General features: G+C 33.0%; 7 protein-coding genes. All 7 read right to left on the bottom strand.

The window, feature by feature from the left end; genetic code table 11:
• Positions 1–5: 5 nt before the first annotated feature.
• Complete coding sequence (locus tag QM746_RS08580) at positions 6–2,171, bottom strand: glycoside hydrolase family 3 C-terminal domain-containing protein (protein ID WP_414983836.1); 2,166 nt, start codon at positions 2,169–2,171, stop codon at positions 6–8.
• A 50-nt stretch (positions 2,172–2,221) separates the two neighbouring features.
• Positions 2,222–4,216, bottom strand: coding sequence for a glycoside hydrolase family 97 protein (locus QM746_RS08575; RefSeq protein WP_414983835.1), 1,995 nt, complete (start codon positions 4,214–4,216; stop codon positions 2,222–2,224).
• Between the two features lie 56 nt (positions 4,217–4,272).
• Positions 4,273–6,672, bottom strand: coding sequence for a TIM-barrel domain-containing protein (locus tag QM746_RS08570; RefSeq protein ID WP_414983834.1), 2,400 nt, complete (start codon positions 6,670–6,672; stop codon positions 4,273–4,275).
• 44 nt (positions 6,673–6,716) lie between these two features.
• On the bottom strand, positions 6,717–9,206 hold the full coding sequence (locus QM746_RS08565; protein ID WP_414983833.1) for a glycoside hydrolase family 2 TIM barrel-domain containing protein: 2,490 nt from the start codon (positions 9,204–9,206) through the stop codon (positions 6,717–6,719).
• Between the two features lie 114 nt (positions 9,207–9,320).
• Positions 9,321–10,190, bottom strand: a complete 870-nt coding sequence (locus tag QM746_RS08560) for a hypothetical protein (protein ID WP_414983832.1) — start codon at positions 10,188–10,190, stop codon at positions 9,321–9,323.
• A 25-nt stretch (positions 10,191–10,215) separates the two neighbouring features.
• The gene (locus tag QM746_RS08555) at positions 10,216–11,775 is read right to left on the bottom strand and encodes a RagB/SusD family nutrient uptake outer membrane protein (protein ID WP_414983831.1); all 1,560 of its coding nucleotides are present in this window, start codon (positions 11,773–11,775) and stop codon (positions 10,216–10,218) included.
• Between the two features lie 11 nt (positions 11,776–11,786).
• A complete protein-coding gene (locus QM746_RS08550) occupies positions 11,787–14,714 on the bottom strand; it encodes a SusC/RagA family TonB-linked outer membrane protein (RefSeq protein WP_414983830.1) in 2,928 nt (975 codons plus the stop codon).
• Positions 14,715–15,501 lie beyond the last annotated feature (787 nt).

Here is a 15,501-nt window from a genome sequence, read left to right as displayed (position 1 = left end):
TTCTTTTAATTTATATTAAGCAATTTTTTAAGTTTTATAGCATCAGAAGATGAACCTATTTGTAATTCCACAGTATCTTTTTCCAATTCAAATTTTTGATTTTCTACATCCCAAAATTGTAAATCTTTAGCTTTAAGCGTAAGTAAAACATCTTTGGTTTCTCCTGCTTTAAAAAACACTCTTTGAAAGGCTTTCAGTTCTTTTATCGGACGAGTTACTTTAGAATTGAGATGTTTAACGTATAATTGCACTACCTCATCTCCATCTTTATCTCCAGAATTTGTAATGGAAACTGAAACTTGTATTTCCCCATTATTAGTTAAAGTTTCAGAATTGGTTTTAACTGAGTTATAATTGAATTTTGTATAACTTAAACCGTGTCCAAAAGCATATAAAGGATTTCCTTTGAAATATTGATATGATCTTCCGTTTCTGATATTATAATCCATTAAATCTGGTAAATCAGTAATTTCTCTAACCCAAGTTTGTATTAATCTACCTGCAGGATTGTAGTCTCCGAACAATACATCCGCAAGTGCATTTCCTAATTCTTGACTATTATTTGTAAGATGAACAATTGCAGGTACGTGTTCTTGAGTCCAATTAATCGCATACGGAAAACTACTCATTAAAACTACCGCAGTTTTAGGATTGGCTTTAAATGCAATTTTAACCAAATCTTCTTGCTCAAGTGTTAAAGATTGTCTATCCACAGATTCTTTTCCTTCGCTCGGTATTGGGCAATTAGCCCAACCTGCATCACAAACAGGATGATTGCCTACAATTATGATAACAGCATCAGCTTTTTTTGCAATTTCGGCAGCTTTACCATCTGCATTATTTTTAGCAAATAAGATTTCTACTTTTTCGCCCAATTTATTTTTGATTCCTTGCAAAGGAGTAACGGTGTAGGGAGGCGTACCGCTGTACCAATCTAAAAGAACTTGATCTGCTCGATTTCCAATAATTGCAAAAGTTTTTATTTTTTCTTTTTGCAAAGGCAATATATCTGAATCATTTTTTAACAAAACAATTGATTTTTGAGTTGCTTCTAATGCTATTCTTTTATGTTCTTCGGTTTTCCAAGGATCAACAGCATCATTTTCTAAACCAATTTTAGAATATGGGTTTTCTATAGAATTATCTAACATTCCTAGTTTTATCATTACTCTAAAATTTCCTCGTATAACATCATCAATATCTTTCTCTGTTAAAAATCCTTTTGCTATAGCACCTTCTACGGCCTCTTTATAATCATCTAAAAACTGATTAACACCTGCTTTTACAGTTGCTGCAGCTCCTAAATATTGATCTTTATAAAATTTATGGTCTGAAAGTAATAATTTAAAAGCACCTCCATCTGTACAGATAATTCCATTTTGTCCCCATTCTTTTTGAGTAATCTCTTTAAGCATTGGATGAACCATCGCCGGAATTCCATTAATTTTATTATATGCTGCCATATAAGCACGTGAGCCACCTTCTTCTATCCCCATTCTAAAAGGAACAGAATAATATTCTCTCCACAAGCGTTCATCAAAATCAGATGATGTATAAGTTCTCCCATCTTCATTACTATTAGCAAGAAAATGTTTCATCAGCGATGCTGTTTGCCAATATTTAGAATGATTGCCTTGTAAACCTTTTATAAAAGCAACAGACATCGTTCCATTAAAAAAAGCATCTTCCCCAAAACTTTCTTCGGTTCTTCCCCATCTTGGATCTCTTGCTATATCTGCATTTGGAGCTCTAATTACCAATCCTCCACGATTGTATTTCTGTAAAGCAAATCGCGCTTCATAGCCTTCAACATTGGCAACTTTTTGAATTAAATTAACATCCCAAGTTTCTCCTAACCCATAAGATTGAGGAAAAGTAGTAGTGGTAAGTGCTTGTTTGCCTTTTCCACCCCATTCTCCTGGTCCACCAAGAGCTAAACCATGCAGACCTTCAACATGACCTGTACCTACTACTCCTAATCTTGGAACTGAAGGATTAGTACTTAATACTGTAATTTTTTCATCTAAAGTCATTAAAGACAATAGATTATCAATTCGCTTTTCCGTAGAAAGTTTAGAATTTTGAAATGGGTATACCTTATTACTCTTTTGCTGAGCATAAATGGGTGCAATCATTACAAAAAAGAACAGATATATTAAATACTTTTTCATTTTAATAACTAAAGACTAAAATTTCTTCTATTTAACTTTCAAATCAAAATTTATAATTTTTTGAATCTGATAGCGGTACCTCCAGAACCTCCTAAATGCAACTGAAGCACATCTGTAGATTTTACTATTTTTTTAGAAATAGCAACAGCAGTTGGGTTTACTGTTTCGCTAGTTCCTTTTGCATCAGCATAAATCTGAGCTTCGTAACGAGCATTTTTATCTAAGAAAGAAAGAGATACAGATAAATCTCTAGATTTTTCGTTGGTCATACTTCCAAGAAACCAATCGTTAGAATTTCTGTCTTTTCTTACTGTTGTAATGTATTCGCCAATTTCGCCATTCAAAACTATTGTATTGTCCCAATCTGTAGGAACATCTTTCAAGAATTGCAATTCTGGTTTTCCTGTATAATTTTCTGGTAAATCTGCTAGCATTTGAATTGGAGAATAAAAAACTACATACATTGCCAATTGCTGAGCAGTAGTTCCGTGAATTCTTTTACCTGGATAACCTTGTTTAATTTCTACATCCAAAACTCCTGGTGTATAATCCATAGGTCCTGAAAGCATTCTTGTAAAAGGTAAAATTACAACATGACTTGGCGGATTGCCTTCGCTCCAAGCGTTATATTCTTGTCCACGTGCAGCTTCTCTTGCCAACATATTAGGATACGTTCTGCGTTCGCCAGTATCTTTTATAGGTTCGTGATAGAAAACAGCTAAATTATATTGTGCTGCTTTTTGTAACACATATCTAAAATAATTAACTCCAAACTGACCATGATGCCATTCTTTCATATTCAATTTAGAACCAACATGACCAATTTTAACGGTGTGAATTCCTAATTTTTGGTAAAGTGCAAAACCTGCATCAATTTCTTTTAAATAATTGATTAAATTAGAACCAGTTTCGTGGTAACCAATCAATTCAACACCTTTTTTGTTACCATAATCTACTACTTTTTCTATATCAAAATTGTCTGCTGTTTTGGTAAAACTAAACATGTGCATGTGGTTTTCGTACCATTGTGGAGTCCAGCCTTTGTTCCAACCTTCAATAAGCATGTGATGGAAACCTTCTTTTGCTGTAAAATCGATATAATCGAAAGCATTTTTAGTAGTAGCACCTTGTTTTTCGCTTTCCCAGAAAGTATATTTCCCAATGTGCATTCCCCACCAAATTCCAGTATATTTATAAGGTTTAAAATACGTTGGATTTCCTAATTTATTAGGTTCATTCAAATTAAGAATGAGATAAGAATCTATTAAATCGCCAGCTTTCTCTCCAATCTGAATAGTTCGCCAAGAAGAAGTAAAACTGTCTTTCACTCTCACTTTTACGCCATCAGCCCAAGGAACGAGGTCAGATTTCAATTGCGTTCCTGTGGTATTCACCAAAGTCATGCTCGCAAAATCGATTAAATTGGCTTCGTGGAAACTTAATTTTAAACCACTATTGCTTTCAATAGTTAAAGGAGTGTGCACGGTATCTAGCTTGCTAACAGGAGATTTTTGGTACAAATATTCGTATCTGTTTTCTCTGTAAGCAGGTATCCACCAAGCTTGCCCGTCTTCTTTTAGGTTGAATGTCGTTTTTTCGTCCATAATGAAGATGCTGTCTTTATCATTTTGATTCGGATATACATATCTGAAAGCTACTCCATCATCATAAGCACGAAATTGAATATCTAATTTTCTTTTGTTTTGATTTTTTTGTTGAAGTTTTACCACCATTTGATTGTAGTGGTTTCGTATTTTTTTCTTTTCGCCCCAAACTTGGTCCCAAGTTTCATCAAAAGTAGAATTTTCGACTTTTAAAATTTCAAAATTCTGACTTAAATCTTCGTTATTTTTTAACAGAAAACCCATATCAGATGGAGAAATCACTTGAGTTTTGCCATGAGAGACTGCATATTTTGGAGCGTTATTCACCAATTCGAATTTAATTTTATTTTTTCCTTTCGGAGAAGATAATTCGTAGGTTTTATTCTGAGAAAAAAACATTCCCGAAACCGCTAAACATGCTAGTAATACTATATTTTTCATTCTTTACAGTTAATTTTTGTTATCTAAAATGTTCATCAAAAACATTTACTTCATTATTATTTTGCCCATTCTACTTTAAAGGTAGTTTTACCACTTAAAGGGTTAGATTTTACTTCAAAAGCATTTCCTTTTTTAGAAACATTAATATTTTGTACTTCGGCAGTATCTGGCAAATAAACTTTTGCATCTGCAGTATTGGTAGTATCTGCGGCGAAAACTTTAAGCGTTAATTTGCTCCAATCCATATCTTTTGTAGATTGTGCCAAAGCGATATGCGGAATTGCAGTACCATCTTTTACCAAAACTACAATTGGAACTTCGCCCGCTTTAATTTTGTGCCAACCACCTTTATATACTTTTTTGGTTTGATAATCTATCCAAGTTCCTTCTGGCAAGTAAACATCTCTTTCGGTAACTTCTTCTAAAAGTGGCGCTACCAACATGCTAGACCCAAATAAATATTCGTTATCTACCAACCAAGAACCTGGGTCATTCGGGAATTCTACAAATAAAGCTCTTAACATTGGTAAACCTTTTTGAGAACTTTCTTTTGCCTGAGCGTAGATATAAGGCATTAATTCGTAGCGCATATTATCTGCTTTTCGGAAACCTTCTAAAAATTCTTTGCTATATAACCAAGGTTCTCTTGGCGGCTCACCATGGCTTCTAACGTGCGAAGTAAACATCCCAAATGGCGTCCATCTTCTGTAAATATTTTCTGGAGATTTTGTAGCAAAACCACCAACATCATGACTCCAAAAACTGAAACCACTAAGACCTAGAGATAATCCTCCTCTTAATTCAGCAGCCATTGCTCCGTTGGTAGTTTCTGCATCGCCACCCCAATGTAAAGGGTATCTTTGGCTTCCTGCCCAAGTACTTCTTGCCCAAATAAGCGTGTAACCTTTTTCTTTTTGAGTAATCTCTGCAACTGCTTTGTTATAACGTAAAGGATACAAATTATGTTCGTAGAAACCAGTTCTACCAGAGTGATAAATTCCATCTGGAGGTGCAGCTTCGCCAAAATCTACTTTGAAAACACTCACACCTTGGTCAAAAAGTTTTTTAAGTTTCCCTTGATACCAAGTTACTGTTTCAGGATTTGAAAAATCTAAAACTGCATCTTCATAAGGAAGATTTCCTTTTCGGTCTTTTACAGCAAGATTTTTATCTACAATTTCTTTAAATAATGTATTTTTTGGAGTAAAATAAGGCAATTGCCATAAGCAAATATTGAAACCATCTTTTTTAAGGTCAGCCATCATTTTGGTAGGGTCTTCGAAACGAGTTTTTGCAAATTCATAATTATTTCTCCAATCTATATCAAACCAACCTGTATCATAATGAATTACATCTGTAGGGATTTTATAGGCTCTTAAATTTTTGGCAACTTCTCTACCTTCTTTTTCGGTGAAATACGTAATTCTGCTCATCCAAAAACCAAAAGACCAAAGCGGAGGCATTGCAGCTTTGCCGGTAAGGTTGGTATATTCGTCTAAAACCTCTTTTGGCTCACCAATAAAGAAGAACAAATCTGCTTCGTCATCACCAATATACATTTCGTTTGCACTGGCATAATATTTACCAAAATCTACTGTAATAGGTGTAGAATGGTGCATAAAAACGCCATAACCACGGCTACTCATATAAAAAGGAATTGGCTTATACATGGTTTCATTTTGAATTCCGTTGGCATCGTCTGTCCAAAGCACTACTTTTTGTCCGCGTTTGTTGAATTGAGTAAAAGATTCGCCACAACCGAAGATTTTTTCGTCTGGTTCTAAGCTGAAAGCAGCTCCCATACTTCTAGAATAATCGCTATTTCTTCTCACATAAGAGAAAGGCAAAGTAGGCGTATAAGTATTTTTAAAATCGGTATCGTGAAGTGTTCCTGTAAGTAATTTTCCTTTAGCATCGTAGATTTTTACATGCCAAGGTTTTACTTGAATTTCTACAGAACCTTGTTTGCTGGTAAATTTATAACCGCCATCAATTTTAGAATATTTCCATAATTCTGGATGATTGGGTGCAGTGCCATCAATCAACATTAAAGATTCTTTTTCAGGATGAAATTGCGGACCAGAAGTGGTTTTGATTCTAATTGTTCTATCTGAAACAAATTGAATTTGGAAAGGTAATTCTGGCGAAGCATCATACTCTGTAGTAGGAAATTCGTTAGCGGGAACTGGCGCAGGTTTCATCATCATATTGTTGAACGCCTGACGCGTTTGGTAATTATTTCGGATGTATTTAATCGTTCCTTTTCCTGTTGCCGGGTCAAAACTTGTTAACTCATCGGCAAAATAGAAAGTATTAAGATAATTGTTGAAATCTTTACTAATATCTATTGGCGCATTCAAAACGTCTGCATTTTGAATTTGAGCATGAGATTTATTGGGTAAAAAAATACTACCTGTTATAAACAAACAGATGGATAATAATATTCTTTTTTTCATTGTTATTGATTTTAAAATCGTCTAATTATTCGTAAACAATAAACTTACTTAGCATTTATAATTACAGAACGACTTCTAAGCCCTTCTGCACTGGCGGTAAGTTCTATTTCGCCTGCATTTTTAGCTGACTGTATAATGACTAAACATTTACCGCTAAGAGCAGTATGTTTGTTTCCTTTCATAGATTCGTGACTTACTGGGTCTCCGCTGGTAACGCCAACAATTTTACCATTTCCTTTTACAGAAAAATGAATTTCGTTATTGGCAGTAGCCACAAAAATTCCGTTTTCGTCCATAATATCTACCGTTACAAAAGATAAATCATTTCCATCGGCTTTTATGGTACTTCGGTCTGGTGTTAATTGTAATGTTGCTGGTTCTCCTGCTGTTTTAATGGTTTTTTCGGCAACAATTTTTCCATTTTTTCTAGAAACTGCTTTTAGTGTACCTGGTTGATAAGGAATTCTCCACATAATGTGTAAATCATCACCTTTTTTAGACTTTATCCCTTGAGATTTGCCATTAAGGAAAAGTTCTACCTCATCAGCATTATTGTAATAAGCCCAAACATCAACATTATCTCCAACTTTCCAATTCCAATGAGGGAAAAGATGAAGAACAGTTTTGTCTGTCCATTCGCTTTGATACATATAATAAACATCTTTTGGGAAGCCTGCCAAATCTACAATTCCGAAATAAGAACTGATAGAAGGCCATTCGTAAGGAGTTGGTTCGCCAATATAATCGAAACCAGTCCAGATGTACATTCCTGATAAAAAATCGTGTTTTTTGATGATTTTCCAAGTTGCTTCGTGAGTAGAACCCCAAGGTGTTTTAACGTGGTCGTAAGCCGAAACGGTATTTCCTGGGTTTCCACCAGTAAATTTAATATCCCATTTTATTGGCCAATTAATAATAGTGTCTGAAACTTTATCATAATAACCTCTTGTTGCTAATGCAGAAGTAGTTTCTGTAGCAATGAAAGGCGTTTTAGGAAAATTAGTTTTGTGGTGTTCGAAAGTTTGATGTGCATAGTTGTACCCAATTAGGTCTAAATTACCAGAACCAGCCAAAGGATTAATGTAAATTTTAGATTTCTCGAATTGAAGAGTTACCTCATCAATATTCATATTTACAGGCGGATTCATTGCGGCTGTAATTGGTCTGGTTTTGTCTAAGTTCTTAACAATATCTGCTAATTCTTTAGACATTTTTACACTTTCGTCTTTCCATTGTTCGTAGATTTCGTTGCCAATGCTCCAAATAAAAATACTTGGGTGGTTTCTATCTCTAAGCAATTGGTCTTCTAAATCTTTTTTGTGCCATTGATCCCAATCGCTACCATAATCGTATTTAGATTTATTAAGTTTCCACATATCGAAAGCTTCATCCATCACAATGAAGCCCATTTTATCGCATAAATCTAATAATTCTGGAGCGGGAGGATTGTGAGAAGTACGGATACCATTAACTCCCATATCTTTCATTATTTGCAATTGGCGTTCTATGGCTCTTGTGTTGATAGCAGAACCCAAAGCTCCTAAATCGTGATGCAAACAAACTCCTTTTATTTTTACTTGTTTGTTATTTAGGATAAAACCTTTGTCATAATCAAATGTAAAACTTCTAATACCAAAAGGTGTTTTATATTGGTCTACAATCTTATTGTCTATGGTAATTTCAGTAACTGCAGTGTACAATTCTGGAGATTCAATAGACCATAAAATTGGATTTTCTATAGATGTTTCTTGTTTTATTTCTTTGTTGGTATTAGCTTCAACAGTTATATTTTGAGAAAATGAAGTAATTTTTTTCTTTCCTTTAAAAATAATAGTGTTAACTGTTGCTTGCTTAGAAGTTGAATTTTGGTTTTGAATTGTAGTTTCTATTAGAATGCTCGCTTTATCATTATTTACAACAGGAGTTGTAATATAGGTTCCCCAAGGTGCTACGTGTAATTTATCTGTAGTTTCTAGCCATACATTTCTAAAAATTCCTGAGCCAGAATACCATCTAGAATTGGGTTGTTTAGAATTATCAACTTTTACAATAATCTCGTTTTCTTTGTTTCCATAATTCAAATATGGAGAAAGATTATACTGAAAAGTGATGTATCCATTCGGGCGCTTGCCAAGGTAATGGCCATTAATCCAAACTTGACTATTTCTATAAACTCCATCAAAGACTACGGATGTAATTTTATTGCTGTCTTCGGCTTCTATTTTGAAATTTTTCTTATACCAGCCTAATCCACCGTTTAGAGCTCCACCTCCAACACCAGCTTTACTTTTCTCGTCAAATCGTCCTTCTATACTCCAATCGTGAGGTAAATCTAGTTTTCGCCATTGTGTAGCGGCAGATATTGTATCTCTGTCTTTAATGCTGTCATTTAAATGAAAATTCCAATCAGAATTAATAGAAATCTTTCTTTCATTATAAATTTCGTTGCTTATTCCGCAAGAATTTAATGTTAGAACACTTGAAATAGCAAATAATAAATAATTATTTATCAATGCTTTTTTTACATGCATCATATTTTTGATTTTTATTTAAAAATAAGGGAAAAACAGCTATAATACTAATACTATATAGTAAATCTCAGCTGCAATTTTTACACATTACAGCTGAGAAAATTATAAATAAGAGAATTATGATTTCGGAATCAAATGATAAATTAAATAATCATTATCAGCTCTTATAGCAATAAAACATAAGCTATTTTCTGTTAACTCTACAATTTTAACACTGGTAAAACTAAACGAAGAGCTAAAATAACTTGGTTCATTAGGATGCAACATTTCTGTTCCTCCATTAAATGTAATCTTATCATCTATTTCTCCGTTTGTAAGAGCAAAATTAAATGTCCCAGTTTTTTTTGTTTTTATAGTACTTCCTAATAAAGGATTAGTTTGATTAACAGTTACATTATAACCTCCATTTAAGTCAAAAGTAATTTCTCCCCAATCTTTATTTTCTAAACCAGCCCAAGAAATATCTGACAAATTAGGCCACCAACCAGGTCCGCTAACAGCTCTGTTAACATAATCAACACGGTTACCACCTATAAATTCTAGAGGAGCTACCATATTTAAAACCCAAGTTTTTCCTTTAGTTCCATTAGCTAGTTTATCCCATCTTGAATCATTAAAAAGAGATAAATCGTTTTGAGTAATTATCACTTTTTTAGCTTCTGCTTCTACAGCTCCTCCACGAGTATAACCAGTATAATGAACATAGTATGTACCTGCAAAAGGAACTGTAAATTCAACTTTATTTGAATTATAATGTGCTATTTCGTTTCCTAGAGCATCTGTATAGCTCCAATAAGGGATTACATCCGAATCGTTATTTACCAAGATTACTTTGTTTTTATTGGTAGCATCTATGGATACTGAAAAATTTAAATTTGATGCCGTCTTATTAATTTCTGGTAGGCTATCTCTATTTTCTATAGGTTCGCAAGAAAAAAATGAGCCCAAAACCATCAAAGTTATTAATATGTGAAATATTCTTTTCATGATTTAAAATTTTAATAATTATTAATTACCAACCCGGATTTTGTGTAATAGCTCCGTTTGAAAGTATAATTTGAGATTGTGGTAATGGGAACCAACCTAATGTTTCTTTTCTAAAAGTAACATTGAACTCAGAATTAGTATCTGTATTATCTATTGCAGATTTTGTAACATCTAAACCTTGTCTCAGTAAATCAAAATAACGAAGACCTTCTAAAGCTAACTCTAATCTACGTTCGTTCATAACGGTGGCTTTAGTTACAGTTACACGGTGAGCTGTATCTTTAAAAGCTCTATCTCTTACTCTGTCTAGACATGTCTGAGCAAAACCAGAGTTTGAATCTAAATTTAATTCGGCAGCCATTAATAAAACATCAGCAAAACGGATGATTGCATAATCTTGTACATTATCTATTTGGAAATTTCCTGTAGCTTCTTCTCCTAAAACAGGGCAATATTTTTTCCATGTATAACCTGTGTATTGTCTTTGTTCTCTTTTTACAGCATCATAAACCAATCCTTCGCCAACGAAATCTATAAAAGAAGCCGTTTTTCTTGTATCTTCAGATTGATAAGCATTTACCAATTTAGGATTTACAGTTGCGCCGCCCCAACCTGAAGAGTAATTTCCAATACTACTACCACGAGGTGCTATATCTACTTGAAAACGGTTTCCTTCGTGTAAATTCCAATCTCCATTACCAGAGCCATTAAAACGAACTGAAAAAACCATCTCTGTATTGTCTTCGCCGGCAAAATCTGTAGATGTAGTAGCTGCTCTCCAAAGGTTTTTGTAATCTGATACTAGATTATGTCCGCTATTGTTTACGGCATCATTAATATAAGTAGTAGCTTGAGCTTTTGTAACTACACCAGCCAAATCTGATTTGCTATAAACACCTGTATAGAATAAGAAAACACGTGCTAAATAAGCTTCTGCAGCCCATTTTGTGATTCTTCCAAAATTTGCATTTCCTTTTTGCGAATAATTATCGTTTCCTAAATTATCAGCAGCAAATTTTAAATCTTCTGCAATTAATTTGTATGTAGTTTCGGCAGAACTTCTAGGAGACAAATACTCCGCAGAAGTAATAGTATGGTCTAATGCTACAATATCTCCAAACATTTTTGCCATTTGAAAATGATAATGCGCTCTAAGGAAACGTGCCTCAGCTTCATATTTAGTTTTAAGAGCTGTATTGGTTCCCCAGTTTACTTTGTCTAAATTTTCTAGCAAAACATTAGCTCTGTAGATACCTTGGTAGCCTGTTTTCCAAACTAAAGAATTCATGTCTTTATCTGTAACATATTGAAAACGATCCCACTCTAAGTCTGCTTGTCCGTCAGCAATTCCGTAACCTCCAAAGCAATCATCAGAAGCTTGTTCGCTTATCAGTAAGTTTGTTCCATAAGCTTCTCTTTGTAAAATATCATAAGTAGCTACCAAACCTTGATAAGCATCTTCTGGAGTTTTATAAAAATTTTCGATTACTTGTTCTGTATATGGTTCGGTTTCTAAGAAATCATCAGCACAAGCTCCTAATACAAACAAACTTGATACTGCTGTAAGATATATATATTTTTTCATGATTTTAAGTATTAAAAATTAACGTTAAGACCTAACATATAAGTTCTAGGCTGAGGATAATATCCTACATCTATACCTCTTGCCCAAGATTGGTTGGTATTACCAAAACCAATTTCTGGGTCCATACCTTTGTATTTTGTAAATGTAAATAGGTTGTTTGCAGATGCGTAGATTCTAAATTTATTAAAAGGTTTTAATCTATCTGTTAATTTTGAAATATCACAACCGATAGTTATTGCTTTAATTCTAAAGAAATCTGAATCTTGAATATACAAATCTGAGAAATGAGTATAATTTCCGTTTGCATCTGTACCGTAAGTAACTCTTGGTATTTTGTTAGAAGTTCCTTCTGTTGTCCATCTATTCAAAATTTCCGTAGTATAGTTATTGTAAGCACGTGTATAATCATGAGAACCAAAAATATTTTGTCCGCCAGCTGTACCATAAGTATAGATAGACAAATCAAAAGCTTTGTAAGATAAATCTACATTAAAACCATACATAAAATCTGGATTTGGGTCTCCAATTTTAGTTTTGTCGTTGGCATCAATTTTTCCATCACCGTTTAAATCTACAAATCTTACATCACCAGGTTTAGCATTTGGTTGTACCCCTGCTGCTACTTCTGTTGCATTTTGGAAAATTCCTGCAGTTTTAAGACCATAGAAATATCCTATTGGCATTCCTACTTGTACTCTGTTTAACTCATCAATCCCTTGGAATAATAAGTTAGAATCTCCGTGTATAATACCTTCTGAGTTTGCAATTCTTGTAACTTCATTTTTATTGTAAGAACCGTTAGCGTTTACAGAAAAACTCCAACCATCCCCGAATGTTGTTTTATATCCTAAAGATAATTCTACCCCTTTGTTATTTACATCACCACCATTAATATAAGGAGCTGTAGCACCAGCAATATCTGGAACAGGCGCTCTTACTAACCAGTCTTTGGTAGTTTTGTTATAATAATCTAATGATAGGGTTACAGAAGAAAATAAAGTAGCATCAATACCAAAGTCTGTTTGTTCTGAAGTTTCCCATTTTGCATCTGGATTTGCTAATTCGTCTGGACTAGCACCCACAACAAGTTCTCCGTCTGTTCCAAAGTGGTAATTTTTGTCGTATGTATTAATTCTAGACATGTAAACAAAACTTTGTGGGAATTGGTCGTTACCATTTTGTCCCCAGCTTGCTCTTACTTTTAAAGTTTTCAATACGTTATTTTCTGGGAAGAAACTTTCTTTATCAACATTCCATCCTAAAGAGAAAGAAGGGAAAACTGCGTATTTATTATTTGGTCCAAAGTTAGAAGAACCGTCTCTACGAATACTTGCAGATAATAAATACTTGTTTTGATAATCATACATAAAACGACCGAAATAAGACTGCATTGCATATTCTGATCTTGTACCAGCAACAGTGCTTAGAGTAGTTTTAGTAGCATTGCTTAGATAAGCGTATTTAAATTCGTTACTTTTTAGCCCTTGTCCTAAAGCCATCATATAATCTGAATTATTCTTTTTGGCAGATGTACCAACCAAAACATCAAAATGATGAGAATCTCCAAGAGAACCTTTGTATTGTAAAGTATTTTCAAAAATCCAACCAGTTCCTTTGTTTGCAGATTGAGTAACTTTACCAATTGTGTTATTTGTATTAGAAGACAAACTATAAATTGGCGCAAAAGAACGGTAATTACTATTGGTAATATCTACACCAAAACTTGTTCTGAAAATAAAGTTTTTCAAAAATTTAGCTTCAGCAAAAACGTTTCCAACAATTCTATCAATTTTATTTTCTTTAAAGTTGTTGTAATATAAAGAACCAAGTGGGTTACTAATATCAGAAGAAATAACAGAATGTGCAAAATCTCCATTTGCATCATAAACGGCATCTATTGGAGCTGCATTAAGGAATGATCTTATACTATTGTTATAAATACCTTCGTCTGAAATACCAGAACCTTTGATGTTTGCATAAGAGAAATTTTCTCCAATTTTCAAAACATCTTCAATTACTTCTGATGTAGAATTCACATTAAAAGTGAAACGTTTATAATCAGACTGGTCTGTTCTGCTTCCAATAAGACCTTCTTGACCAAAGTAAGAAAGACCTGTTGCTATAGTAGAACGTTTGCTACCTCCTGTAATCATTAAAGAGTGACTTTGTTTTATAGCTCCTTGTTTAAACAATTGGTCTTGCCAATCTGTATTAGGAAATGCAGCAATTTGTTGTGCACTATATAAAGGAGACATACCAGAATTTATTCTTGCTTCGTTAATAATTGTGGTATATTCTCTAGTACTTAACAAATCTAGGCGTTTTGCAATCTGTTGAAAACCTGTAAAAGAATTAAAAGATAAATTCATTTTACCTTCTTTTCCTTTTTTAGTTGTCACTAGCACAACACCATTAGCAGCTCTAGCACCATAAATTGCAGCAGAAGCAGCATCTTTCAAAATATCAATTCTCTCAATTGAAGAAGGGTCTAGATATCCTATACCGTTATCAATCACTACTCCATCTACTACATATAGCGGAGCACTATTTCCGGCGGTTCCTACACCACGAATATTTACTACCATACCAGCTCCTGGCTGACCAGAAGAGGAAGTGATAGAAACACCAGTACTTTGTCCTTGTATAGCATTTACAACATCCAAACTGCTTACGTTTTGAATATCTTTGCCACCAACTACAGACGTAGCAGCCGTAGAAACTTTCTTTTTCTGAGTGCCATATCCAATAAGAACTACTTCTTTGATATCGACGGTCTCTTTTCTCTCTTTTCCTTCAGCAGAAAGGGTATCTTTTTTTTGTGCGTAACCATTTTGCTGCACAAATAAGCTGAAAGATAATGCCATCCAAAAGGGAAGAATTGTAGGTTTACAATATTTTCTTTCCATGATTTTAATATATTGGTTAATAATTGGTTCCATGATTATTATTCATCTTTTATAAATGAATAAATTATTAAGTTTTTATTTTGATTCTCTTATATAACATAAATCAAATCGAGGCATCTTAAATCAAAATATTTTCAAATTATTATAGAAAAAAAAGTCCTTTTTAATACCCTTTAGACTTATCTTATCTTTTATGATAATTTGTACTTCAATAGTAAATAAAATTTCTATTTCTAAAAAATGATAATTAGCAGTCAAACATTTTATTGAATCATTAATAGTTATGGTAAAAATTATGATAAGTCAAAAATAAGAACCAACAAAACCATAAGTAATAACTACAATAAAACACTGTAAAACAGCGCCATATAGAATTTGAAAATTTGAAAATTTGAAAATTTGAAAAAATGTTAAAATTAAAGTAAAGAAAAACCAAAAATTTAGAAAAAATTAACAAATTAAGATAATATAGTATCGTAAATTGACAATATAGTATCTTAAAAAACAGAGAAAACAACTCAGAATTGTTAATTTTCATAAAGAAAAACGATTATAAAAATTACCATTATCACGATGTAAGAGACAGAAAATTAAGAAATATAAAAAATTATTAACATTTATGTAATCTAAACTCCCTTTCAAATTACTAATAAAACTTTACTTTGTAAAGATTACAAATTTTCATTAGAAAAGAATTACGTATTATTGCATCAACTTTAAAGAGTATTTCAATTAATTTTAAAAGATTGAAAATCAAACAAATAAAACAAAAACAACTGATTTTCAATTACTAAAAAAGATAAAATATAAATTTAAAACT

This window comes from Cloacibacterium sp., from assembly GCF_047601505.1.
In the GTDB taxonomy this organism is placed as follows: Bacteria; Bacteroidota; Bacteroidia; order Flavobacteriales; family Weeksellaceae; genus Cloacibacterium.
The sequence above is the reverse complement of the archived record's forward strand: the minus strand, read 5'-3'. Positions and strand labels throughout refer to the sequence as shown.